The sequence below is a fragment of the Roseovarius aestuariivivens genome (assembly GCF_004761875.1).
Taxonomy (GTDB): domain Bacteria; phylum Pseudomonadota; class Alphaproteobacteria; order Rhodobacterales; family Rhodobacteraceae; genus Roseovarius; species Roseovarius aestuariivivens.
Window position 1 is genome coordinate 194977 of sequence record NZ_SJEY01000001.1, and the last position, 23171, is coordinate 218147.

The 23171-nt window shown below is 64.7% G+C and carries 22 protein-coding genes; 17 read left to right on the forward strand and 5 right to left on the reverse strand.

Annotated elements, in window-relative coordinates; all coding sequences use genetic code 11:
* Positions 1 to 3: 3 nt before the first annotated feature.
* From fdh3B to EZV60_RS00980, 5 genes are all read left to right on the forward strand, one after another.
* Positions 4 to 597, forward strand: a complete 594-nt coding sequence (gene fdh3B, locus EZV60_RS00965; protein WP_135501232.1) for a formate dehydrogenase FDH3 subunit beta — start codon at positions 4 to 6, stop codon at positions 595 to 597.
* Between the two features lie 139 nt (positions 598 to 736).
* On the forward strand, positions 737 to 1954 hold the full coding sequence (locus EZV60_RS00970; protein WP_135501234.1) for a formate dehydrogenase subunit gamma: 1218 nt from the start codon (positions 737 to 739) through the stop codon (positions 1952 to 1954).
* A gap of 1 nt (position 1955) precedes the next feature.
* Positions 1956 to 3278, forward strand: coding sequence for a c-type cytochrome (locus EZV60_RS00975; RefSeq protein WP_135501235.1), 1323 nt, complete (start codon positions 1956 to 1958; stop codon positions 3276 to 3278).
* Positions 3275 to 3412, forward strand: coding sequence for a hypothetical protein (locus tag EZV60_RS18965; protein WP_167853431.1), 138 nt, complete (start codon positions 3275 to 3277; stop codon positions 3410 to 3412). The genes EZV60_RS00975 and EZV60_RS18965 overlap by 4 nt, the downstream gene beginning before the upstream one ends.
* On the forward strand, positions 3409 to 4794 hold the full coding sequence (locus EZV60_RS00980) for a sigma-54-dependent transcriptional regulator (RefSeq protein ID WP_135501237.1): 1386 nt from the start codon (positions 3409 to 3411) through the stop codon (positions 4792 to 4794). The genes EZV60_RS18965 and EZV60_RS00980 overlap by 4 nt, the downstream gene beginning before the upstream one ends.
* A 90-nt stretch (positions 4795 to 4884) precedes the next feature.
* On the opposite strand, the gene EZV60_RS00985 is transcribed toward EZV60_RS00980, so the two are convergent.
* Positions 4885 to 6864, reverse strand: a complete 1980-nt coding sequence (locus EZV60_RS00985) for a sensor histidine kinase (protein ID WP_135501239.1) — start codon at positions 6862 to 6864, stop codon at positions 4885 to 4887.
* 235 nt (positions 6865 to 7099) lie between these two features.
* Here EZV60_RS00985 and EZV60_RS00990 point away from each other — a divergent pair, with 235 nt between their 5' ends.
* Genes EZV60_RS00990 through EZV60_RS01020 form a run of 7 tightly spaced genes read left to right on the forward strand, consistent with a single transcriptional unit; the run spans position 7100 to position 13560 of the window.
* Positions 7100 to 7996: a 5-bromo-4-chloroindolyl phosphate hydrolysis family protein gene (locus EZV60_RS00990; protein WP_135501241.1), complete on the forward strand. Its 897-nt coding sequence runs from the start codon at positions 7100 to 7102 to the stop codon at positions 7994 to 7996.
* Positions 7997 to 8013: 17 nt separating this feature from the next.
* The gene (locus EZV60_RS00995; RefSeq protein WP_135501243.1) at positions 8014 to 9213 is read left to right on the forward strand and encodes a toxic anion resistance protein; all 1200 of its coding nucleotides are present in this window, start codon (positions 8014 to 8016) and stop codon (positions 9211 to 9213) included.
* A 56-nt stretch (positions 9214 to 9269) separates the two neighbouring features.
* On the forward strand, positions 9270 to 10190 hold the full coding sequence (locus EZV60_RS01000) for a DUF2927 domain-containing protein (RefSeq protein ID WP_245306161.1): 921 nt from the start codon (positions 9270 to 9272) through the stop codon (positions 10188 to 10190).
* Between the two features lie 19 nt (positions 10191 to 10209).
* Complete coding sequence (locus EZV60_RS01005) at positions 10210 to 11331, forward strand: SPFH domain-containing protein (protein WP_135501247.1); 1122 nt, start codon at positions 10210 to 10212, stop codon at positions 11329 to 11331.
* An 11-nt stretch (positions 11332 to 11342) separates the two neighbouring features.
* On the forward strand, positions 11343 to 11771 hold the full coding sequence (locus EZV60_RS01010; protein ID WP_135501249.1) for a hypothetical protein: 429 nt from the start codon (positions 11343 to 11345) through the stop codon (positions 11769 to 11771).
* Complete coding sequence (locus EZV60_RS01015; RefSeq protein WP_135501251.1) at positions 11771 to 12871, forward strand: TFIIB-type zinc ribbon-containing protein; 1101 nt, start codon at positions 11771 to 11773, stop codon at positions 12869 to 12871. The genes EZV60_RS01010 and EZV60_RS01015 overlap by 1 nt, the downstream gene beginning before the upstream one ends.
* A gap of 11 nt (positions 12872 to 12882) precedes the next feature.
* Complete coding sequence (locus tag EZV60_RS01020; RefSeq protein WP_135501252.1) at positions 12883 to 13560, forward strand: nitroreductase; 678 nt, start codon at positions 12883 to 12885, stop codon at positions 13558 to 13560.
* A 6-nt stretch (positions 13561 to 13566) separates the two neighbouring features.
* On the opposite strand, the gene EZV60_RS01025 is transcribed toward EZV60_RS01020, so the two are convergent.
* Positions 13567 to 13983, reverse strand: coding sequence for an Hsp20/alpha crystallin family protein (locus EZV60_RS01025; protein ID WP_135501254.1), 417 nt, complete (start codon positions 13981 to 13983; stop codon positions 13567 to 13569).
* Between the two features lie 104 nt (positions 13984 to 14087).
* Entirely contained in the window at positions 14088 to 15977 is a 1890-nt protein-coding gene (locus EZV60_RS01030) for an acyl-CoA synthetase (protein ID WP_135501256.1), read from the reverse strand.
* 212 nt (positions 15978 to 16189) lie between these two features.
* Between EZV60_RS01030 and EZV60_RS01035 the strand changes: the two genes are divergently transcribed.
* On the forward strand, positions 16190 to 17212 hold the full coding sequence (locus tag EZV60_RS01035; RefSeq protein ID WP_135501258.1) for an extracellular solute-binding protein: 1023 nt from the start codon (positions 16190 to 16192) through the stop codon (positions 17210 to 17212).
* A 126-nt stretch (positions 17213 to 17338) separates the two neighbouring features.
* Here the strand turns inward: EZV60_RS01035 and EZV60_RS01040 are convergent, their stop codons facing one another.
* Entirely contained in the window at positions 17339 to 17926 is a 588-nt protein-coding gene (locus tag EZV60_RS01040) for a TetR/AcrR family transcriptional regulator (protein WP_135501261.1), read from the reverse strand.
* Between the two features lie 78 nt (positions 17927 to 18004).
* Between EZV60_RS01040 and EZV60_RS01045 the strand changes: the two genes are divergently transcribed.
* Complete coding sequence (locus tag EZV60_RS01045) at positions 18005 to 18586, forward strand: NAD(P)H-dependent oxidoreductase (RefSeq protein ID WP_135501263.1); 582 nt, start codon at positions 18005 to 18007, stop codon at positions 18584 to 18586.
* Positions 18587 to 18612: 26 nt separating this feature from the next.
* Positions 18613 to 19113: an anthrone oxygenase family protein gene (locus EZV60_RS01050; protein WP_135501265.1), complete on the forward strand. Its 501-nt coding sequence runs from the start codon at positions 18613 to 18615 to the stop codon at positions 19111 to 19113.
* Positions 19114 to 19155: 42 nt separating this feature from the next.
* Here the strand turns inward: EZV60_RS01050 and EZV60_RS01055 are convergent, their stop codons facing one another.
* Positions 19156 to 20721 carry a 2-isopropylmalate synthase gene (locus EZV60_RS01055; RefSeq protein WP_135501267.1) on the reverse strand — a complete coding sequence of 522 codons (1566 nt, stop codon included), beginning with the start codon at positions 20719 to 20721 and terminating at the stop codon, positions 19156 to 19158.
* Between the two features lie 260 nt (positions 20722 to 20981).
* Here EZV60_RS01055 and EZV60_RS01060 point away from each other — a divergent pair, with 260 nt between their 5' ends.
* Positions 20982 to 21647 carry an SDR family NAD(P)-dependent oxidoreductase gene (locus EZV60_RS01060; RefSeq protein WP_135501269.1) on the forward strand — a complete coding sequence of 222 codons (666 nt, stop codon included), beginning with the start codon at positions 20982 to 20984 and terminating at the stop codon, positions 21645 to 21647.
* The gene (locus EZV60_RS01065; protein ID WP_135501271.1) at positions 21641 to 23170 is read left to right on the forward strand and encodes a cryptochrome/photolyase family protein; all 1530 of its coding nucleotides are present in this window, start codon (positions 21641 to 21643) and stop codon (positions 23168 to 23170) included. Before EZV60_RS01060 ends, EZV60_RS01065 begins: the two co-directional genes overlap by 7 nt.
* The last annotated feature ends 1 nt before the right edge of the window (position 23171 follow it).

The following is a 23171-nucleotide window of genomic DNA, read 5'->3' on the forward strand; positions in this document are numbered from 1 at the left end:
GATATGGCAAGAGCTAAATTCCTCTGTGACGCCGAACGCTGCATCGAGTGCAACGCCTGCGTGACCGCCTGTAAGAACGAGCACGAGGTGCCCTGGGGCATCAACCGGCGCCGCGTGGTGACCATCGAGGATGGTAACCCCGGGGAACGTTCGATCTCGGTGGCCTGCATGCACTGTTCCGATGCGCCTTGTATGGCGGTCTGCCCGGTGGACTGCTTCTACCAGAACGAGGAAGGGGTGGTGCTCCACTCCAAGGACCTCTGCATCGGCTGCGGCTATTGCTTCTACGCGTGCCCCTTCGGCGCGCCGCAATTCCCGCAGGCTGGCAACTTCGGATCGCGCGGCAAGATGGACAAGTGCACCTTCTGCGCCGGCGGCCCCGAAGAGAACAACAGCCAGGCCGAGTTCCAGAAGTACGGGCGCAACCGGATCGCGGAAGGCAAACTGCCGATCTGCGCCGAGATGTGCTCGACGAAGGCGCTTCTGGCCGGGGACGGGGACATCGTCGCGAATATCTATCGCGAGCGTGTCGTCTCCCGTGGCTTCGGCTCGGGCGCCTGGGGTTGGGGCACGGCCTACGACCAGAAGGGCGGCTAAGGACGCGCGCGGCCCGCAAACGGTCGCGCAGGGTGGGCAAACTGCCCACCCGATCTGTCCAGCCAAAAACAACCGGGTGGGCGGCCTGATCGGGCCGCCCCCCGTGCTCAATGTCCAACGACATTCAGGAATCACACCCATGGCACGACTTCTGCTCACCCTCGTTCTTTCGCTGATCCTGGCCGCGCCGCTGACCCAAGGGGCCGCCGCGCAGGACGCAACCGAAGCGCCGGTGTCCGATCGCTCCGCCACCGGCGGCGCGCAGACGCTGGAGGACATCCTGGCCCGCCAGCGCGGCGAAGAGGTGCCGAGCCGCGCGCGGTCCGACGATCCCGACAGCGCCGGCGCCATGGTCGGTCAGCTTGGATCTCTAGGCGGCGCGTCAGATTCTGACGTCTGGAGCGCGCTGCGCTATGGCACCGCCGACGTGACCGTCTCTTCCGGCGGCGCCCCGGCCCGCGTTCTCATCCAGGACCGCGGCATGTGGTGGCTGGAGTTCCGCGAGGGGCCGCTGACGAAATACGGTGGCTGGCTGCTTCTGGGCACGATCATCGCCCTTGCCGTCTTCTACGTTGTCCGCGGCCGGATCCGAATCGACGGCAAGAAGACCGGACGCACTGTGACGCGGTTCGGCGCCGTCGAACGGTTTGCCCACTGGCTCATGGCCGGGTCCTTCATCCTGTTGGGGATCACCGGACTTCTGGTTCTAATGGGCCGGCAATTCATCATTCCCGTTTTCGGACACGAGGCGTTTTCAACCGCCGCCATCGCGTCGAAATGGATCCACAACAATGTCTCCTGGGCCTTCATGTTGGGGCTCGTGCTGGCCTTCGTCTTCTGGGTTGGTCACAATATCCCCAACAAGACCGACCTGAAATGGATCGCCGTGGGCGGTGGCATCTTCAAGAAGGGGGTGCACCCGCCCGCCAAGAAATTCAACGCCGGCCAGAAGGTGATTTTCTGGTCCGTGATCATCCTCGGCGCGTCGATCTCGGCCTCGGGCCTGTCGCTGCTGTTCCCGTTCGAACTGCCGATGTTCGCCAAGACGTTCAACATCCTGAACGATACCGGTCTGCCGCAAACCCTTGGGTTCGGCGCGTTGCCATCGCAGCTCGCCCCGCATGAGGAGATGCAGTACGCGCAGCTCTGGCACGCGATCGTCAGCTTTGTGCTGATGGCGATCATCATCGCGCATATCTACATCGGCTCGGTCGGCATGGAAGGCGCTTATGACGCCATGGGCTCTGGCGAGGTCGAGGAACAATGGGCGCGCGAGCACCATTCGCTCTGGCTCGAGGAGCTGCAGGAAAAGGGCAAGGCCGCCGATCCCTCCAAGGCGGCGACCCCCGCCGAGTGACATGCGCGCAAGGCTCGCTTCCCTTCTGGGGTTTCTCGCCGTGGCCGGCCTGACACCGGCCGCGGCGCAGGACTTCACCACGCTCAAGGGGCATGGCGGCCCGGTCATGGGCCTTGATGTGCACGACGTGACCGGGCAGGTGGCCACCGCCAGTTTCGACAATTCCGTGGGGCTGTGGGAAGACCGGACACCGCGCTGGATGGACGGGCACGAGGCGGCGGTGATCACCGTGCGGTTCCTGGACGAACGCATGGCGATGTCGGGCGGCGACGATTTTGACGTCATCCTGTGGAACCTCGAAAGCGGAGCCTCCACGCGCCTGGAAGGGCATCAGGGAAAAGTCGCGGAACTGCGCCTGTCGCCCGACGGACAGACCATCGCCTCGGCCAGCTGGGATGGCTCTATCGGGCTTTGGCCGCGATCGGGCGGCTCTGGTACGTTCCTGAAAGGCCACGGCGCGGGCGTGAGTGACCTTGCGTTTTCGCCGGATGGCACGCGTCTTTATTCCTCGTCCGCGGACGGGACGATCCGGGTCTGGAACCTGAACGCGCCGGAGGACAAGCCGCGTGTGATCGTCGATCAGGGATTTGGCGTGAACCGGTTGATCCTTGCCCCGGACGAGACATGGCTGGCCTATGGCGCGGTCGATGGCGTCACCCGCGTGGTCGCGCCGGAGACCGGCGAGACATTGCGCGATTTCTCGCTCGACAGGCGGCCGATCCTGTCGATGGCCTATCACGAGGGCACGGCGCAACTGGCGGTGGGCGACGGGCACGGCTTTATCATGATGATCGACACCGCCGAATGGCGGATCATGCGGGATTTCCGCGCCATGCGGCAGGGACCGGTCTGGGCGCTGGATTTCTCGCCTGACGGCCGCCGCATCTATGCCGGCGGGATCGAGGACGTGGCCTTTGCCTGGCCGGTGGCGCTCTTGGACGAGTTCGAGCCCGTGGGCGGCGCGACGCGGTCCTTCCTGCGCGACCCCGAGGACATGCCCAATGGCGAACGGCAGTTCATGCGCAAATGCTCGATCTGCCATGCGCTGACGCCGCCGCCCTCGCGCAAGGCCGGGCCGACGCTTTATGGTCTTTTCGGGCGACGCGCGGGCGCGGTCGAGGGTTATCCCTATTCCGAGACGCTGGCCGGGTCGGACATCGTCTGGTCGGATGACACGATCGATGCCCTGTTCGATCTCGGTCCGGATCATTATATTCCCGGGTCCAAGATGCCGATGCAGCGCATCACCGCCGCCGCGGACCGCCGTGACCTCGTGGAGTTCCTGCGCGTTGCGTCAACCGCCAAAAAGGAGACAGACCAATGAAAGCGATGCTGACGGCCTTCGTGGCCATAGGGCTGATCTCGGTCGGGGCGTGGTACGCGCTCCATGAGATCGGGTTCGGTACGGGCGAGGTCAATGCCGGACCAGACGTGCGTCTGGGTGACGCCGACGAATGACGGCGCCGCACGCCGCGACACGGGCCCGTCCCCCTGAGACGGAGCCGCGCCGTGACGACTACGGGGAGAACCTGCAGGCGGCGTCGGTGCTTGTCATCGACGACGAGCCGGGGATGCGGAACTTTCTCACCAAGATCCTCGAGCCGCGCGTCAAGCGGGTGGAGCAGGCGCGCTCGGCGGCGCAGGCCGCCGAGATCCTGGACCAGGCGCATTTCGACCTGATCATTCTCGACAACATCATGCCCGGAAAGACCGGGCTGGAGTGGCTGGGCGAACAGCGGCGCGTCGGGCTTTTCGCCGACGCCATCATGATCACCGCCTATGCCGATCTCGACACCGCCATTCAGGCCCTGCGCACCGGCGTTGCGGATTTCGTGCTCAAGCCGTTTCGCGCCAACCAGATCCTCAACGCCGTGGCGCGCGCGCTCGACCGCAAGTGTCTGGCGCGCGAGAACTATCTTCTGAAACACGCGCTGTCGGATGGCGGCACGGCGGCGCAGGGGCGTCTTCTGGGCAACTCGCCGGCCATCACGCGGGTCCGCGAGATGCTGGTGAAGGTGGCGCCCACGCCCAGCACGGTGCTGTTCACTGGGGCGAGCGGGACCGGCAAGGAGATCGCCGCGCGCACGCTGCACGGGCTGTCGGACCGCGCCGAGGCGCCCTTCGTGGCGGTCAATTGCGCCGCGATTTCGCCCGATCACATCGCCGAGGAGCTTTTCGGCGTGGTCGAGGGGGGCGCGCGGCGCAAGGACGGGCTTTTTCTGCATGCCGACGGGGGCGTGCTCTTTCTCGACGAGGTGGCGCAACTGCCCGAACAGGTGCAGGCGGCGCTTTTGCGCGTGCTGGAGGACCGGCGCATCCGCCCCCTCGGCGCTGAGCGCGAGATCCCGCTTAACCTGCGCTTTTTCTTTGCCACCAATGCCGATCTGGAGGCGGCCGTCGCCGAAGGCCGGTTCCGGGCAGACCTCTTTCACCGCATCAATGTGGTCAACATAGAGATGCCGCCCCTGCGCGAGCGCACCGAGGATATCGTGGAGCTTGCGGCGCTCTTCATGAGCGAGATGTCGCGGGGTCTGGCTCTGCCGGCGCTGGAACTCAACGAGGACGTGCTGTTGAAGCTGGCGCGCTACGACTGGCCGGGCAATGTGCGCGAGCTGCGCAACATGATCGAACGGTCGGTCATCCTGGGCCAGTTCCCCGAGGAATTCGCCGGCCACGGGCGGATCACCGGCGAGGCCGCGATCGAAACGCTCGAACTGGTCGAGCAGCGCCATATCCTGAGCGTTCTGGACAGCTGCGGCGGCAACCGCGCCGAGGCCGCGCGCCGCCTTGGGGTGTCGCGCAAGACCATCGACCGCAAATGCGCGGCCTGGGATCTGTGAGTGAGCGGTGCGGCTGCGCTGCGCAGGTTTCTTCGTCGGGGGCGCTGCCCCCGAACCCCCGAGGTACTTTTCGCCAGATGAAAGAGCGGCTCAGGCGGCGTCTTCGGCCTGATCTTCGCTTGCCGGCAGCCAGACCGTGAATTCCGCGCCGCCGGTGGCGCGATTGCGCACGCTGATAAGCCCGCCGGCCTGCCGGATAAGCGTCTGGCTGACCGAAAGCCCCAAGCCGGTGCCTTCGCCGGGCTTGGTGGTGTAGAACGGATCGAAAACCGAGGTCAGCCGGTCCGTGTCGATGCCCGGCCCGGTGTCGGAAACGACGAGCGCGGCGCCATCGCGCCCGTTGCGGTCCGCGGCCGTGACGCGGATGTCGAGCCGGCCTTGGGTTTCCATCGCCTGGGCCGCGTTGACGATAAGGTTGATGATCACCTGCTGCAGCTCTCCGGGGTTGATGCGCACGTCCGGGGCCGCGTCTCGGGTGATGTTCACGGCGATGTCGCCGCGCGCGAAGACGTGATCCACGAGCACCAGACAATCGTCGAGCACGGCAGAGATATCGACGCTTTCCTCGAACGCACCGAATTCGGAGGGCCGCGCGAATTGCAGCAGCTTGCCGACGATGGCGTTGATGCGCCCGACCTGGCGATCGATGAGCGCCAGCTCCGTGGCCACCGGTTCCGCGTCCGCGCCGAGCACTTCGCGCATCACGTCGAGATTGCCCTGAATCACGGCCACCGGGTTGTTGATTTCATGCGCCACGCCGGCGGTGATTTCGCCGATCGCGGCCAGTTTCTCGCTCATCACGAGCTGCTGGTAGGTGGCTTCAAGCTTCTGGTTGGCTGCGCGCAGCTCGGCGGTGCGATCCTCGACGCGGGCGTTGAGTTCGTCGGCCCAGGACCGCAGCGCACGGTCACGTTCCTGTACCTGGTCGAGCAGGCTGTCGAGATGGGCCGCCACCGCGCCGATCTCGTCGCGTGCGGCCACCGGACCGATGCGCGCCTCCAGATGGCCCGCCTCGACGCGCTGCATCGTGCGCGTCATGCGTTCGAGCGGCGAAAAAATGCCCCCCGCCAGCCGCAGGAAGAGCGGCACGGTCAAGGCCAGTACGCCCGCGAAGGCCCCGAAGATGAGCCAGTAGGCCGCGCGCTTGGCCGCGACGAAGGGCGCTTCGAGAAAACCCACATAAAGCATGCCGACCCGGGTGCCGAAGCTATCGGTCAGCGGCAGGTAGCCCGAGATGTACCAGTCGTTCACCACGAAGGCCCGGTTGAGCCACGTCCGCCCCTCGTCGAGCACCGCGCGGCGCACCACCGCCGAGACGCGCGTGCCAAGCGCGCGCGCGCCTTCGAACAGCCGCACATTGGTCGACACGCGCACATCCTCCAGAAAGAGCGTCGCCGTGCCCTGCCGTTCGCCGTCCTCTGGTGGGGCGGCGTCGGACTGGTAGACCAGCGCGTTGATCGTATCGATGAAATCGAGGTTGCGATTGAGAAGAATGCCCCCCACCAGCACGCCACCCACCCCCGGAAGGGCCAGATCGGTGGCGGTGTGCACCACCATGCCGCGATCCTCGACAATGCGGTCGGTGGGCACCGCGGCTTCGGTGTCGATCAGCGGAATGCGCGCGCGGGCCGACAGGAGGGGATCGATCTTGCGCAGCTGGCGGGGTCCGAAAATGTCGATCTCGGTGGCGTTGCCGCCGGCATGGGCCGCCGCGATCACCGGCCAGTCGCGCGCGGCGGCGCGCGCCGCCTCGGGCGGGAGGTGGTAAAGGAAATCTAGGCCGAGCCGGGCGCGTTCGGAATTCAGGAAGGCCTGAAACCCCTGCGGGCTGAGCCCCGTGGCCTGGTGCAGTTGCGCCGAACGCGCAAGCGCCGTGACGTCGCGGCCCGTGGTGATGAGGATCTGGTCGAGATATTGCTCGGCGATGCGCAGGTCGCTTTCCACGTTGCGCGTCAGCACGTCGTCGTAGTTGGCCGCCCACCGCCCGACCGCAAGCGCAAGCAGGAGCGGCAGAAGCACCACAAGCGGAAGAAGCGCCAGAACCAGCAGCCTGAGCCGCACCGATGTCATGCCGTCTCCTCTTTTCCGCAAAGCCCCGACGCCGGATCATAGGCGATCACACCGCGCCGGTCCATCACGGGGCGGGACGCGAAAACTTCCCCCTAGCAAGGTGCGGGTCCATCGCCTAAGTTCAATGGGCATTGACGGGACCGAGGGGGCACATGTCTGAAACCGGGCTGCAGAAACTGGCGTTTTTTCTGCTGGTGCTTCTCATTCTGTTTGTATCCGTCGCCGGGGGCGTGTGATGGCGCGGCGCTATGGCGGAAAATACAGCCCCGAGGGGGGGGGACCGGAACAAAGCCCCGTCGCACGCGGCACGTTCCACGGCGCGCGCCGCACTCGCGCGGGCGGGCGCGTCAACCTGCTCTTTCTCGCGCCGCTGCCGCTCGTCTGGCAGGCCTTCAGTTCGGGGCCGACGGGCCTCATCCTCAACCTTCTGGCGCTGGGCATGCTGCTGCTGGCGGCGTGGCTGACGCGCGAGGGGATCCTCGCGCAGGAAGCTTACGAGGCGCGCAAGGTGGCGCGCGCGCCGGGCATCCCGCGCAAGCTCTTCGGCTCGGTTCTGACGGGGCTCGGGCTGGGCCTTGCGGGCTTCGCGGCCTCGGATGGGATCGTGGCGCCGTTGATCTATGCCGTGGTGGGGGCCGTTCTGCACAGCTTCGCCTTCGGGCTCGACCCGATGAAGGACAAGGGGATGGAGGGCATCGACAAGATGCAGACCGACCGCGTGGCGCGCGTGGTCGATCAGGCCGAAACCTATCTTTCCGCCATGACAGACGCGATCAAGCGCGCCGGCGACCGGCAGGCCGAGGCGCGGCTGGAACGATTTCAGCTATCTGTGCGCGACATGCTGCGCACGGTCGAGGACGATCCGCGCGATCTGACCGCGGCGCGCAAATACCTGGGCGTCTACCTCATGGGCGCGCGCGACGCGACGGTGAAGTTTGCAGATATCTACGCGCGATCCCGCGATGCCGACGCACGGTCCGATTACATGATGCTACTGACTGATCTCGAAGAGAATTTCGTCGCCAAGACACGCAAGCTTCTGGAAGATAACAACACCGATCTGGAAGTGGAAATCGGCGTCTTGCGCGACCGGCTGGAACGCGAGGGCGTCCGGCTTGGAGATACTCCCTAACCTAAGAGGACACATTCATGTCAGACGATATTCGCAGTAAGGCCGAGGCGGCGCTGGCCGAGGTGGAGGAAGTCAGCCGGGTGATCCTGCCCGAACCGAAGCCCGCGACCGAGATCGTGGCCCTGGAAAAGGCCGCGCCCGAGGAAAGCGCCGAGATCCGTCAGCGGATAGACGAGATCGACATGGCCGACACGAACTCGATCGTGTCTTTCGGGTCCGCCGCGCAGGCCGAGTTGCAGGAGATCTCGCAGGCCATGCTTCAGGGCGTGCGTAACAAGGATGTGGGCCCAGCGGGCAATTCGCTGCGCTCCATCGTCACCACGATCCGGGGCTTTTCGGTGTCCGAACTCGATGTGCGGCGCGAGCGGACCTTCTGGGAAAAACTTCTGGGGCGCGCCGCGCCCTTCGCCAAGTTCACGGCGCAGTTCGAGACTGTGCAGGCGCAGATCGACAAGATCACCGATGACCTGCTGAAGCACGAGCATGTGCTTTTGAAGGACATCAAGTCGCTCGACCTGCTCTATGAGAAGACGCTGCAATTTTACGACGAACTGGCGCTCTATATCGCCGCCGGCGAGGAAAAGCTGAAGCAGCTTGATGACAAGGAGATCCCCGCCAAGGAGCAGGAGGTGCAGGACGCCCCAGAGAATGACCAGGTGATGAAGGCGCAGGAATTGCGCGACCTGCGTGCGGCGCGCGACGACCTTGAACGCCGGGTGCATGATCTGAAACTGACGCGTCAGGTGACGATGCAGTCGCTGCCCTCGATCCGGCTGGTGCAGGAAAACGACAAGAGCCTTGTCACCAAGATCAATTCGACGCTCGTTAACACCGTGCCGCTGTGGGAGACGCAGCTGGCGCAGGCGGTTACGATCCAGCGCTCGGCCGAGGCCGCCGGTGCGGTGCGCGACGCCAATGACCTGACGAACGAGCTTCTGACGGCCAACGCCAAGAACCTGCGCGACGCCAACAAGATGATCCGCGAGGAGATGGAACGCGGCGTCTTCGATATCGCGGCGGTGAAACAGGCCAACGCGGATCTGATCGGCACCATCGAGGAAAGCCTGCAGATCGCCGATGAAGGCAAAGCACGCCGCGCCGCCGCCGAGGAAGAGCTCAAGAAAATGGAAAAAGAGCTGCGCGACACGCTGGCCGCCGCCAAGGCGCGCCGGGACGGGGTGGGCGACAACGCCGGCACCGCCGTGCCGCAAGGCTGAGAGGGCAGGCAGGGCGCATGGGCAGGCGAATAAGGGCAGGGCGGGCGTGTGCCGCCGTGATCGGGGCGTTCGCGCTTGCGGGGTGTCTGGCCGCGCCGCCGCCCGCGCCGACGGCCAAGCCGCAGGCCCGGCCCGCAGGCCTTGTGCCGCCCGCGCCCGAGGGCTCTGCGCCCTCTGCCGCGAGCCAGGCTTTGACGCGCTATTACCGGCGGCTGGAAAACGACCTTGTGGCGCAGGATCTGATGCGCACCGGCGGTGGCGGGATCGACACGCCCTATACCGACACCGACCTCAAGCGCAATTTCGAGCGCATCGCGTTCTACAACGAATACCAGCGCAATGGTGGTCTGCGCCCGTCCGACGGGCGGGCCGGTCGGCTTAAGAAGTGGCGCGTGCCTATCCGTATTGGCGTGGAATTTGGCGCGAATGTGCCGCAAGAGCACCGCGCGCGCGACCGCGCCAACGTGGCCAAATACGCCGCGCGCCTGGCGCGTCTCACCGGCCATTCGATTTCCGTCAGCAACCGGGATCCCAATTTCACGGTCATGATCATGAGCGCCGATGACGGCGCGCAGGCGCGGACGCGCGCGCTTGAAATCATGCCGAATTTTCAGGAGCCGAACCTCGTCTTCTTCTCGAACCTGCCGCGCGCGATTCAGTGTTTCGTGATCGCGGCGGGCTACGAGAACGAGCATGAGTACCGCGTCGCACTGGCCTATATCCGTTCGGAAAACACCGCGCTGCAGCGGCTGGCCTGCATTCACGAGGAACTGGCGCAGGGGCTTGGCCTGGCCAATGACAGCCCGCGCGCGCGCCCGTCGATCTTCAACGATGACGAGGAATTCGCGCTTCTGACGACGCATGACGAGGAGCTGCTGCGCATCCTCTACAATCCCGCGCTCGAGCCGGGCATGTCTTTGGAAGAGGCGCGCCCGATCATCACCCGCATCCTTGCCGGCCGGCTGGGGCCGAGCTGACCATCTCAGGAGGTTTTTCATGGGCATTTTCGATTTCCTCTCCGGTGAATTCATCGACGTCATCCACTGGACGGACGACACCCGCGACACGATGGTCTGGCGGTTCGAACGCGAAGGTCACGAGATCAAGTACGGCGCCAAGCTCACCGTGCGCGAGGGGCAGGCGGCGGTCTTTGTGCACGAGGGCCAGCTTGCGGATGTGTTCACGCCCGGTCTCTACCTGCTTGAGACCAACAACATGCCGATCCTGACGACGCTGCAGCATTGGGATCACGGTTTCAGAAGCCCGTTCAAATCCGAGATCTACTTCGTCAACACGACGCGGTTCAACGACCTCAAATGGGGCACGAAGAACCCGATCATGCTGCGCGACCCCGAGTTCGGGCCGACGCGCATCCGCGCCTTCGGCAGCTATTCGGTGCGTGTGACCGATCCCGCCCGGTTCCTGACCGAGATCGTCGGCACCGATGGCGAGTTCACGATGGACGAGATCTCGTACCAGATCCGCAACGTGATCGTGCAGGCCTTTTCCCGGATCATCGCAGGCAGCGGTATTCCGGTGCTCGACATGGCGGCCAACACCGCCGATCTGGGCAAGCTGGTGGCCAAGGAAATCTCGGTGGTGGTGGCCGAATACGGGCTGACGATCCCGGAATTCTATATCGAGAACATCTCGCTTCCGCCTGCGGTGGAAAAGGCGCTGGACAAGCGGACCTCGATGGGATTGGCGGGCGATCTTGGCAGGTTCACCGAATACTCCGCCGCCGAGGCGATGACGCAGGCCGCCTCCAACCCCTCGGGCGGGGGTGGCATGGGGGCGGGCCTCGGCATGGGGATGGGGATGGCGATGGCCAACCAGATGGGCCGGGTCGGGCCGTGGGGCGCCGCGCCGCAGCCGAACACGGCGTCCGTGCCCGCGCCGCCGCCGCCACCGGTCGAACATGTCTGGCACATCGCAGAGAACGGCCAGACGCACGGTCCTTATTCCAAGGCCGCGCTGGGGCGCATGGCCACGGACGGCAAACTGACGCGCGACACCCATGTATGGACCGCAGGGCAGGATGGCTGGATGACGGCGGGCGAGGTTCAGGAACTGGCGCAGCTCTTCACCGTGTTGCCGCCGCCGCCGCCGGGCGCGTGACGCGGGCGGTGATGTCCCGCCAGTTGCTCACCTCGATCCTGCACTGGACGGCGGCGCTGTCGCTGCTGTTCCTGCTGTCGGTCGATAACAGGATCTACGGCGCGTTGGGCTGGGTCTTTATCCTGTCCGGCGGCGCGATGGTCGCGATCTGGGCCGTGCTGGGTCTGCAGAACGGCCCCGGTCCGGCACTGACCGGGCCGCTGCGCGCGGCCCACCCTTGGCTCAGCCGGGCGATGTATGCGCTATTGGGCTGGTCCGCGCTTTCGCTGGCGCTGGCGAGCCTTGGCGTGACGCTCCCCGGTCCGCATCCGCGCAGCCTCTTGCTCATCCTGGGCGGCGCGGCGCTGGGCCACGCGATCTTCCACCTCTGGCGGCATACGGCGCTGCGCGACGGCGCGCTGCGCCGGATCACGCCGCGCCCGTTGCACAAGTATCTCTGATGGCTGACACCGCCCCGACCCCGGCCGAGCATCGGTTCCCCTGCGATCAGTGTGGCGCCGACCTGCGCTTCGATCCCGGGGCGGGGGCGCTGGTCTGCGACTATTGCGGTCACGCGCAGGCAGCCGAACCTGCCGCGCACCCCGTCACGGCCATCCGCGAGCTGAGCTTCGACAAGGCCGTCGCCGGGCAGCTGGCCACCGAGGAGATCGAGGAAACCCGGGTCCTGAGCTGCACCAATTGCGGTGCGCAGGTGGAATTCGCCCCAGATATCCACGCCGCCGAATGCCCGTTCTGCGCCACGCCCGTTGTCACCGACACCGGCACCCACCGGCATATCAAGCCGCGCGGTCTCTTGCCCTTCGCGCTTGATGAGGGCGCGGCGCGGCGGGCCATGACCGACTGGCTTGGCAGCCTCTGGTTCGCGCCTTCAGGGTTGCAGGACTATGCCCGCAATGGCCGCCGGATGCAGGGCATTTACGTGCCCTACTGGACCTTCGATGCCGACACTACCTCGCGCTATACCGGCGAACGCGGCACGGTCTACTACGAAACGGTCACCGTCATGCACGAGGGCAAACGCCAGCGTCGTCAGGTCGCCAAGATCCGCTGGACGCCGGCGTCGGGAAGGGTTGCGCGTGCCTTTGACGACGTGCTGGTGCTGGCGTCGCGATCCTTGCCCGCGCGCTATACCGATGCGCTCGAGCCGTGGGATCTTGGCGCGCTGAAGCCCTACAGCCCGCAATTTCTTGCCGGGTTCCGCGCCGAGGGCTATCAGGTTCCGCTGGCGACCGGGTTCGAACAGGCGCGGGTGAAAATGGACGCGGTGATCATCCGCGACGTACGGTTCGACATCGGCGGCGATCAGCAACGCATCCACCGCATCGACACCGACATGCGCGATGTCACCTTCAAGCATATCCTGCTGCCGGTCTGGCTGGCCGCCTACAAGTACCGCGGCAAGACCTATCGCTTCGTGGTCAACGGTCGCAGCGGGCGGGTCCAGGGCGAGCGACCCTGGTCGCCGGTCAAGATCGCCATCGCCGTGGTGCTGGGCCTCATCGTCGCCGGCGCGGTGGGTTACGTGATGGCCAACAGCTAGGGGGGGTGCGCATGACCGAGGACGCCGAGACGCTCAATCGCCTGATGCAGGCACGATGGTCCTGCCGGGCCTTCCGGCCCGATCCCGTCGCCGACGCCGTGATCGAAGAGATCGTGGACACCGCCCGCCATACCGCGAGCTGGAACAACGTCCAGCCCTGGGAGCTGATCGTGACCCGCGCGCCCGAGACCGAGCGCTTTCGCACGGCGCTTCTGGCCGAGGTCGACAGCGGCGCTGTGCCCGCGCCGGACCTGTCGTGGCCCGAGGGCTATCCCGGTGTCCTCGGCGACCGGCGGCGGGCCTGCGGTTACGCGCTTTACGAGGCGGCGGGCATCGCACGCGAGGACAAGCCCGCCCGCGCGCGCCAGTCGCGCCGCAATTTCGAACTATTCGATGCGCCCCACGTCGCGATCCTGCATATCCCGAAGGTGCTTGGCCCCTATGGCGCGCTCGATGCGGGCGGCTTCCTGACCGCCTTCATGCTGGCGGCCACCGCCCGGGGCGTGGCCACCATCGCGCAGGCTGCCGTGGCCGCCTATCCGGAACTGATCCGGCGGCATTTCAACCTGTCCGAGGACCGCGTGGTGCTGTGCGCCGTCAGTTTCGGCTATGCGGACGAGACCGCTGCGGTGAACCGCTACCGGACTGAGCGGCGCGCGGCCTCCGAGATCCTCGATCTGCGCGGCTGACCGGGCTCAGCCGGTTTTTATCGCAACCTTTGCGGCCTCGCGTGTCTTGGGCGCCGATTTCGGCACCGTGATGGTCAGCACCCCGTCCTTGAGATGCGCCTCCACCTTGTCGCCCTCTGCGTCGCCGGGCAGACGGAAGGTGCGGCTGAACGCGCCATACTGCCGCTCGGAAAAGAACCACGTATCGCTCTTTTCTTCGCGCTCGGCGGTCTTCTCGCCCTTCACGCTCACCACGCCGTCATGCACGGTGACGTCGATATCCTTTTCCTCGACGCCCGGCAGTTCAAGGCTGATGCGGTAGGCGCTGTCATCCGCCTTGGCGTCCGAAGCGGGCGACAGCCAGTCGGCCACGCGGGTGCCGAACTGGCGGAAAGGTTCGTAAAAGGCCGGCCACATACCGGCAGTGTGCGATTTCTCGACCATGTTAGAGCTCCATCCTTGCAACCGGGCAAGATCTGCCCGGCGCACACTGTGCTCTGTCCCTCCGACCGCCGCTTTGATCGGCGTCAAGTCCCGACCTGGTCGTTTCAGTCGGTCTTCCACTCCCACGGACGGGTGAACTGGCCAAGGGTCTCGGCCAGCGCGGTCTCGTCCACGGCGTCGCCGGTCTTTTCAAGCCGGGCCACCAGACCCCGCTTCTTGTCGTCGATCACCTCGGCGACATGGGCGGCCACTCCGGCCTGCGAGAGCGCATCGTCGTAGATCCGGGTGATGGCCCGCTTTCGCAGGTCCGGCTTGAAGACCTTGCCGACGGCGGTCTTTGGCAATTCGTCCAGCACTTCGACGTGGCGCGGCACGGCGGCGCGCTCGTGCACGTGAACCTTGCAGTGCTCGCGCAGCTCTTCACCCGTGACGCTGCCGCCTTCGACCAGTTCGACATAGGCGCAGGGGATCTCGCCCGCATGCGCATCGGGCTGACCGATCGCACCGGCCATGGCGACCTGCGTGTGCGCCATCAGCGCCTCCTCGATCTCGGCGGGGTCGATATTGTGCCCGCCGCGAATGATCAGGTCTTTGGCCCGGCCAGTGATCCAAAGATACCCGTCCGCGTCGATCCGGCCCAGATCGCCGGTGCGCAGATACCTGTCGTTGAAGAAGAGATCGGCGTTCTTGGCGGCCTCGGTATAGGTGTTGCCCGCATAGACGCCGGGGCTCGAGATGCAGATCTCGCCGACCTCGTCGGTGTCGCATTCCACCGAAGCGCTGTTTTTCTGAGTAAAGATCTTCACATCCGTATGCGGAAACGGCACGCCGACCGAGCCGACCTTCTTTTCGCCTGAGGGCGGATTGCAGGACACAAGGCAGGTCGCCTCGGTCAGGCCGTAGCCCTCGATCACCGTCATGCCTGTGGCACTCTCGAACCGCTTGAACAGTTCCAGCGGCATCGGGGCCGAGCCGGAAAACGCATTCTTCACCGTCGAGACATCGGCATCGACCTTGCGCTGCATAAGGGCGGCGACCGCGGTGGGCACGGTGATGACAAAGGTCGTCTTCCAGCGCTCGCAGAGCTTCCAGAAATTGTCGAACACACCATCGCCGCGATAGCCCGCGGGTGTGGGGAAGACCACATGCGCACCGGACTTGATCATCGCCATCAGGATGACGTGACAGGCGAAGACGTGAAATAGCGGCAGCGGGCACATCACGCTGTCCTTCTCGGTGAAGAGAAGCCGGTGCCCGATCCAGCCGTTATAGACCATGCCGGAAAACTTGTGCTGCGCCACTTTGGGCATGCCGGTCGTGCCGCCGGTGTGGAAATAGGCCCCCACCCGATCTTCGGTATCCGGGGCGAAGGTCAGCGATTTGGGTTGTTTCTTCATCTCCGCGGCGAAGCTTTTGACATCGGCGTGATGGTTGTCGGGGTTCTTGGGCCGCACCAGCGGCACGATCCAGCTTTTGGGCGGCGTGAGATAACGGTTGAGATCGACCTCCAGCACCGTGTGTACGCGCGGCGCGTGACGCACCGCCTCGGAAAGCTTTTGGGCGATATCGGTCTTGGGGAAGGCGCGCAGGGTCACCACGACATTGGCGTCGGTCTCGCGCAGGATCGCGCCGATCTGCTCGGGCTCCAGCAGGGGGTTGATCGGGTTGGCGATCCCGGCGACCATCGCCCCGATCGTGGCCACCGCCGTTTCCAGCGTGTTGGGCATGACCAGCGCGACCACATCCGTCGGGCCGATCTTGAGGCTGCGAAAGAGGTTGGCGGCCTGGCACACCTGCTCGTGGAACTCTTTCCAGCTGAGCGTGGTCGCCCTGTCCGTGGGTCCGGAGAAAAGCTGATAGCTTATCGCGGGTCGCTCGGGGAAGGCCGCCGCTGTCTCCGCAAGCATCTGATAGACGGTGGCGGGCACGTCGCGCGCGTCCCATGGCATTTCGTTCTGGATGTCCAGCACATCCTGCCGCGTGGCAAAGCTCATTCTCAATCCTCCAAAAAGCACGGCCCATGATTTGGGGGGCTTTCTCTCCCGTGGGGCGCAGCATGGGGATGAAGCGGGGGCTGCGCAAGTTTTACGCTGCGTTTGTTTTTCGCCCGCTGAAGATAGGAGCCGGAAAAGCGCTTGACTCTTTTTGTCGGAAATCCCAGACATTCCTTATCAAATGACTCGGAAATGAAAGGACGCGTTCCAGCATGACCACTTTTACCGCGCGAACCCTCACTGCCGCCGCTGCCTTTGCGGCCTTCGGCGCACCGGCGCTGGCGCAGGATGTGAATGTCTATTCCAGCCGTCACTACGAATCCGATGACGCGCTTTATGCCCAGTTCACCGAAGAAACGGGAATCACCGTCAACCGCATCGAGGCAAAGGCGGACGAGCTGATCGCCCGGCTTGAGGCGGAAGGCGACAACAGCCCGGCCGATGTGCTGATCACCGTCGATGTCGGCCGCATGGACCGCGCCGAAAAGGCCGGTCTCCTGCAGGCCTACGACTCGGACACAATCGAAGAGCGTATTCCCGAGCGGTTCCAGCACCCCGAGGACCTGTGGTTCGGCATCTCGCAGCGCGCGCGCATCATCTTCTACGCCAAGGACCGCGTCGATAACCCGCCGCAAAGCTACGAGGAACTGGCCGACCCCACGTGGAAGGGCAAGATCTGCATCCGGTCGTCCTCGAACATTTACAACCAGTCGCTGCTTGCCTCGATCATTGAAACCCACGGGGAAGAGGCGGCGAAAGACTGGGCCGCCGGTGTGCTCGACAACATGGCGCGCGCGCCTCAGGGGGGTGACACCGACCAGCTGCGCGGCCTTGTGTCGGGCGAATGCGACATCGCGGTCTCGAACCACTATTACTACGTGCGCGGCTATGCCGGGCAGGTCGACGGGCTGACCGAAGGCGTCGACAATATCGGCTGGGTCTGGCCCAACCAGGACGGGCGCGGCACGCATGTGAACCTGACCACGGCGGCGATCACCGCCCACGCGCCCAACGCTGAGAACGCGCAGAAGCTGCTGGAATTCCTGGTCAGCGACGCGGCACAAACCCTGCTCGCCGAAGGTAATCACGAATACCCCGCGGTCGACGGCGTCGAAGGTACCGAAACCACCGACCGGCTCGGCACGTTCAAAGGCGACGAGACGACGCCCACCGCCGCCTTCAGCCGCAACGCGGCCAAGGCGCAGGCGATCTTCAACGAGGTCGGCTGGGACTGATCCCCCATCCTGGACCGATCGGAACGGCGCCCCTCGCGGGCGCCGTTTTAATTTTGCGCGCTCTTTTAAAACGGGTCAGCCCGGCGTCGCCGAGCGCTGCGGCAAACCGGCGCCGGCCCGCTCCGTCTACCCATCCAGCAAGGCCGCCCGCGCCAGCCGCTGCACCTCGTCCAGATACGCCTTCTGCGTCCAGCCGCAGTCCCGCACCAACCGCTCCCACAGGCCCACCGACAACAGCGACCACAAAAGATCGGTCGCTTGGGCCTCGGTCAGGCCGGGACGCAGATCGCCGTCCCGGGCAAGCGCGGCCACCGCCGCCGCGCATCCCTCCTTCATGTCGGCCATCCGTTCGGCCCAGGCATGCGCGGCGTCTTCATCTGTCTCGCCCAGAACGATCAGGGTTTTCGCCACGCCGTGGATGTCGGGAATGTAATTGCCCCACGCCTCGACGAAGGCGGCAAGCCTCTCCCGCCCTGTCTTGGCCGCGCGGCTCGGGGCGAGACGCGCATCGATGTGGAACTCGGCGTCCTTCGCCTTGGTCGCGGCGATGAACAATTCGGTGCGATTCGGAAAATGCAGGTACAGCGCCTGACGGCTTACGCCCGCCTTTTTGGCAATGTCCGACATCCGCGCCGCCACGCCGGGCCGGGAGTCCAGCAGATCCCAGGCTGCCGCGAGAATTCGCGCACGGGTCGATGGATTTGAACTTGACACAGTGTAAATCTCCAATTATTTGACACCGTGTCAATTGACACCGTGTAAAGTCAACCACCATTTTCCCGGAGCACACCAATGCCAAAGAAAATATTCATCTGGGAGGCCCACCCGGCACCCGCCTCCTTCAGCGCCGCACTGGCCGACGCCTATGCCGCCGGCGCGTCATCTCAAGGGGCCGAGATTCGCCGCATGGCGCTGTCGGACATGACGTTCGAGCCGCGTTTCGAAGGCTATCACCATCCCGCGCCAGACCTGGAACCGGACCTTCTGCAATGGCAGGACGCCATCGCCTGGGCCGACCATCTGTTTGTCGTCCATCCCTATTGGTGGGGGGCCATGCCCGCCACGGCCAAGGCCGTGCTCGATCGTGCGCTGATCTCGGGGTTCGGGTTCAAGTATCACAAGGGCGGGCTGGGCTGGGACAAGCTGCTGACCGGCAAAACCGCCGATGTGATCATCACCTCCGACACGCCGCCGCTGATCGACACTCTGGTCTATGGCCGGCCCGGACGCCGTGTGATCCGCAACCAGGTGCTGAAGTTCTGCGGCATCACACCCCGCCACGTCCTGCAATTCGGCCCGATCAAGACCTCGACCGCCGAACGGCGATCCCGCTGGCTTTCGCGGGCCGAAACCCTTGGCCGCCACGCGGCCTGACCATCCTTGCCTTAGGAGAAACGGATATGACCGACGTCCTCGTTTTAACCGCGTTTTCGACGCTGACCCTCATTCTCGCCCTCATCGCGGGCGTATTCCTCGCCTTCTCGGATTTCATCATGCGCTCGTTGCGCGCGGCCCACGTGCCCGCCGGGATCGAGGCCATGCAGGAGATCAACCGGGAAGTCATCTCCTCGGCCTTCGTGTTTTCCCTGATCGCGATGGTGCCGCTTACTGCGCTTTCCGCACTTTTTGCCGCAACGACGCTTGACGGCACATCGCAAACGCTGATCCTCGCGGGATCGGCCAGCTATGTGTTCGGCACCTTCGGGGTGACCATTCTCGGAAACGTGCCGATGAATAACAGGCTGGACAAGATGAGCCTCAACTCACCGGACATCTCGGCCTATTGGCGCATTTATGCCCGCGACTGGACCCGTTGGAACCACCTGCGCACAGGGGCCGCGATCCTGTCTGCGGGGCTTTACATGATGGCAACAATCCTGCTGGTCGGGCAGGGGAGCTGAAAGGACAAGGGCACCTCGTCGGATGCCCTTGTTACAAATGCCTTACGACACGTCCTTGTAGCTGATTTCCTTCTGGTCCTGCCCGGTCTTGCCGCGTCGGACCAGAAGCCGGTTGAGCGCATTGACGTAGGCCTTGGCGCTCGCGAGCACGGTATCGGTATCCGCCGACTGGCCCGAGGCGATGTTGCCGTCCTCTTCCAGCTTGACCGAGACCGTCGCCTGCGCGTCTGTGCCCTCGGTCACGGCGTGCACCTGATAAAGCTGCAGCCGCGCGCCGTTAGGGTGCAATTCGCGCACCGCCTTGAAGGTGGCATCGACCGGGCCGTCGCCGGTCTGATGTGCGGTCTTCTCGACGCCGTCGATGGTCATCACCAGGTCGGCCTCGGCGGGATTGCCGGTTCCGCAGACCACGCGCAGCGACTTGATCACCAGCCGGTCATGCGCGGCATCCTCGCCCGCCTGAACCAGCGCGATGAGATCTTCGTCATAGACCTCTTTCTTGCGGTCGGCGAGATCCTTGAACCGTACGAAGATATCGTTGAGCTGATTGTCCGCCAGTTCGATCCCCAGATCCCGCAGCTTCGAGCGCAGCGCGGCGCGGCCCGAATGCTTGCCCATCACGATATTGGTCTCGGTGAGGCCGACATCCTCGGGGCGCATGATCTCGAAGGTCTCGGCGTTCTTGAGCATGCCGTCCTGGTGGATGCCGCTTTCGTGCGCAAAGGCGTTCTTGCCGACAATGGCCTTGTTGTATTGCACGTTGAAGCCCGACACCGTGGCGACACGGCGGCTGATATGCATGATCTTGGTGCTGTCGACGCCCGTGTAGAAGGGCATGATGTCGCCGCGCACCTTCATGGCCATGACGACCTCTTCCAGCGCGGTGTTGCCGGCGCGTTCGCCAAGCCCGTTGATCGTGCATTCGATCTGGCGCGCGCCGCCTGCAACGGCGGCCAGTGCGTTGGCCGTCGCCATGCCGAGGTCATTGTGGCAATGCGTGGCAAAAACCACCTCGTCGGCGCCCGGCACCTCGGCGATGAGCCGCCGAATGAGGTCGGCGCTTTCCACCGGCGCGGTATAGCCCACGGTGTCGGGGATATTGATCGTCGTGGCGCCGGCCTTGATCGCGATCTCGACGACGCGGGCAAGGTAATCCCACTCGGTCCGGGTGGCATCCATCGGCGACCATTGCACGTTGTCACAGAGATTGCGCGCGTGGGTCACGGTCTCGTGGACGCGCTCGGCCATTTCGTCCTGCGTGAGGTTCGGGATCGCCCGGTGCAGCGGCGAGGTGCCGATGAAGGTGTGGATGCGCGGGCGGGCGGCATGCTTCACCGCCTCCCAGCAGCGGTCGATATCCTTGATCTGCGCACGGGCCAGCCCGCAGATCACCGCGTCCTTGGACCTTTTGGCAATCTCGCTCACCGCGCGGAAATCGCCTTCCGACGCGATGGGAAAGCCCGCCTCGATAATGTCGACGCCCATCTCGTCCAGAAGGCCCGCAATTTCGAGCTTTTCCTCATGCGTCATGGTCGCGCCGGGGGATTGTTCACCGTCGCGCAGGGTGGTGTCGAAAATCACCACTCGGTCTTTGTCGGAATTCGTCATGTCCGTATCTCGCAAATTTTCCTAAGCCTAAGGCGCGAAAGGCATCCCCTCTGAGCGGTCGCGCCGGTTCAGGGCACGCTCAGAGGCGGCTTAGGAGTAGCAGGACGGAAACGCAACCCGCACGGGGCAGCGTTTGCGGCGTTTTGATATGGTCCTGCCTGGTCATGCAGTGATGATAAGAGCGGGGCGCGCGTTTGAAAACCCCCGGAATGCGCGCCATCGGCTTGAAGCGGTGCGGCTTCCCGCTAGCTAGCAGTGCCATGGAAAACGCACTAGTTATCGGTAGCTCCGGCGGTATCGGAAAGGCGCTTGTCACGGCGCTCGAGACGCGCGGGGTCAGGGTCACGGGTCTCTCGCGCTCGGGCGACGGTCTCGACGTGACGGATGAATCGTCGGTCGAGGCAAAACTCGGCGCGCTGGACGGTCCCTTTGATCTCATCTTCGTGGCCACCGGCGCGCTGGAACTCAATGGTCATGGCCCCGAAAAGGCGCTCAAGCAGCTCACGCCAGAGGCGATGATCGCCCAGTTCAAGCTCAATTGCCTGGGGCCCTCGCTGATCCTGAAACACGGGATGCACCTTCTGCCGCGCGAACGGGAATGCCGCTTTGCCGCGCTGTCGGCGCGCGTGGGCTCCATCGGCGACAACGGCATGGGCGGCTGGTACAGCTATCGCACGTCAAAGGCGGCGCTCAACCAGATGATCCATGGCGGCGCGATCGAACTCAGCCGCACCCACAAGAAATCCATCTGCGTGGCTTTGCATCCCGGCACGGTGGAAACGCCGCTGACGGCGAAATACGCCGACGGGCATCCAACGGTGACGCCCGAACAGGCGGCGCAGAATCTGCTTGGCGTGCTGGACGGGCTGACCCCAAACGAGACCGGGCTCTTCTTTGATTGGCAGGGGGAGCGGGTCGAATGGTAAAGCGCCTGATCCTCGTGCTGGGCGACCAGTTGAGCGACGACCTTTCCGCCTTGCGCGAGGCCGACAAGGACAGTGACCTGATCGTGATGGCCGAGGTCAAGGATGAGGCGTCTTACGTCAAGCACCACCCGCGCAAGATCGCGCTGGTTTTTTCCGCGATGCGCCATTTCGCCGAAAAGCTGCGCGAGGACGGCTGGCAGGTGGCCTATGGCAAGTACGACGACGAGAACACCTCGACCTCGATCGTCGGAGAGCTGATGCGGCGCGGTCAGGAACACGACACGACCGAGGTTCTGGCCACCCGCCCCGGCGAATGGCGGCTGATCGAGGCGCTGGAAAACGCGCCCCTGTCGGTGAGCCTGATGCCCGACGACCGCTTTATCTGTTCGCTGGACGAGTTCGATGACTGGGCCGAGGGGCGCAAATCACTGCGGATGGAGTATTTCTATCGCGAGATGCGCCGCAAGACGGGCCTTCTGATGGAGGGCGACGAGCCTGCGGGGGGCAAATGGAATTTCGATCACGACAATCGCAAGCCCGCCTCGGACGACATGCTGCGCGCCGGGCCGATGGAATTTACACCGGATGAGACCACTGAAGAGGTGCTCGATCTGGTGGAGAAGCATTTCCCCAGCAATTTCGGCAAGCTGCGGCCCTTCAATTACGCCGTTACACAAGGCCAGGCGCGTCGCGCGCTGGATCACTTCGCCAAGAACCTGCTGGCCGAATTCGGCGATTATCAGGACGCGATGCTGCGCGGGGACGAATACCTCAACCACTCGCTTCTGTCGCAATATCTGAACCTCGGCCTGCTGTCGCCGCTGGAGATCTGTCAGCGCATCGAACAGGAGTGGAAAGACGGCAACGCGCCGATCAACGCCGTCGAGGGCTATATCCGCCAGATCATCGGCTGGCGGGAATACATGCGGGGCATCTATTTTCGCGAAGGCCCGGACTATGTGCATCGCAACGCGCTGGGCCATACCCGCGACCTGCCGGCGATGTATTGGGGCGGAGAGACCAAGATGGCCTGCGTCGAGCATGCAGTCGCCCAGACTCGCGATCTGGCCTACGCGCATCATATCCAGCGGCTGATGGTGACCGGCAATTTCGCGTTGCTGGCGGGGTTGGACCCGCACCAGCTGCACGAATGGTACCTCGCCGTCTATCACGACGCCTATGAATGGGTCGAGGCGCCCAACGTGATCGGGATGAGCCAGTACGCCGATGACGGGATCATCGCGTCGAAACCCTATGTCAGTTCCGGCAACTACATCGACAAGATGTCGGATTACTGCAAGGACTGCGCCTATTCGGTGAAGGACAAGACGGGGGATAACGCCTGTCCCTTTAACCTTTTGTACTGGGATTTCATGGTGCGCCATCGCGAGAAGTTTTCCAACAACCCGCGCATGGCACAGATGTATTCCACCTGGGACCGGATGAAGGACGACCGCAAAGAGGCCGTTCGCGACGGCGCCGCGCGCATTCTGGACAGGCTGGACAAGGGCGAGGTGGTCTGAG

Excerpts from the sequence above, each read along its gene's own strand:
- EZV60_RS01055 (WP_135501267.1), bottom strand. The coding sequence starts at position 20,721 with ATGACGAATTCCGACAAAGACCGAGTGGTGATTTTCGACACCACCCTG.
- EZV60_RS00990 (WP_135501241.1), top strand. The coding sequence starts at position 7,100 with ATGGCGCGGCGCTATGGCGGAAAATACAGCCCCGAGGGGGGGGGACCG.
- fdh3B (WP_135501232.1), top strand. The coding sequence starts at position 4 with ATGGCAAGAGCTAAATTCCTCTGTGACGCCGAACGCTGCATCGAGTGC.
- EZV60_RS00970 (WP_135501234.1), top strand. The coding sequence starts at position 737 with ATGGCACGACTTCTGCTCACCCTCGTTCTTTCGCTGATCCTGGCCGCG.
- EZV60_RS01035 (WP_135501258.1), top strand. The coding sequence starts at position 16,190 with ATGACCACTTTTACCGCGCGAACCCTCACTGCCGCCGCTGCCTTTGCG.
- EZV60_RS00980 (WP_135501237.1), top strand. The coding sequence starts at position 3,409 with ATGACGGCGCCGCACGCCGCGACACGGGCCCGTCCCCCTGAGACGGAG.
- EZV60_RS01045 (WP_135501263.1), top strand. The coding sequence starts at position 18,005 with ATGCCAAAGAAAATATTCATCTGGGAGGCCCACCCGGCACCCGCCTCC.
- EZV60_RS00995 (WP_135501243.1), top strand. The coding sequence starts at position 8,014 with ATGTCAGACGATATTCGCAGTAAGGCCGAGGCGGCGCTGGCCGAGGTG.
- EZV60_RS00975 (WP_135501235.1), top strand. The coding sequence starts at position 1,956 with ATGCGCGCAAGGCTCGCTTCCCTTCTGGGGTTTCTCGCCGTGGCCGGC.
- EZV60_RS01060 (WP_135501269.1), top strand. The coding sequence starts at position 20,982 with ATGGAAAACGCACTAGTTATCGGTAGCTCCGGCGGTATCGGAAAGGCG.
- EZV60_RS01015 (WP_135501251.1), top strand. The coding sequence starts at position 11,771 with ATGGCTGACACCGCCCCGACCCCGGCCGAGCATCGGTTCCCCTGCGAT.
- EZV60_RS01010 (WP_135501249.1), top strand. The coding sequence starts at position 11,343 with ATGTCCCGCCAGTTGCTCACCTCGATCCTGCACTGGACGGCGGCGCTG.
- EZV60_RS01050 (WP_135501265.1), top strand. The coding sequence starts at position 18,613 with ATGACCGACGTCCTCGTTTTAACCGCGTTTTCGACGCTGACCCTCATT.
- EZV60_RS18965 (WP_167853431.1), top strand. The coding sequence starts at position 3,275 with ATGAAAGCGATGCTGACGGCCTTCGTGGCCATAGGGCTGATCTCGGTC.
- EZV60_RS01025 (WP_135501254.1), bottom strand. The coding sequence starts at position 13,983 with ATGGTCGAGAAATCGCACACTGCCGGTATGTGGCCGGCCTTTTACGAA.
- EZV60_RS01005 (WP_135501247.1), top strand. The coding sequence starts at position 10,210 with ATGGGCATTTTCGATTTCCTCTCCGGTGAATTCATCGACGTCATCCAC.
- EZV60_RS01020 (WP_135501252.1), top strand. The coding sequence starts at position 12,883 with ATGACCGAGGACGCCGAGACGCTCAATCGCCTGATGCAGGCACGATGG.
- EZV60_RS01030 (WP_135501256.1), bottom strand. The coding sequence starts at position 15,977 with ATGAGCTTTGCCACGCGGCAGGATGTGCTGGACATCCAGAACGAAATG.
- EZV60_RS00985 (WP_135501239.1), bottom strand. The coding sequence starts at position 6,864 with ATGACATCGGTGCGGCTCAGGCTGCTGGTTCTGGCGCTTCTTCCGCTT.
- EZV60_RS01065 (WP_135501271.1), top strand. The coding sequence starts at position 21,641 with ATGGTAAAGCGCCTGATCCTCGTGCTGGGCGACCAGTTGAGCGACGAC.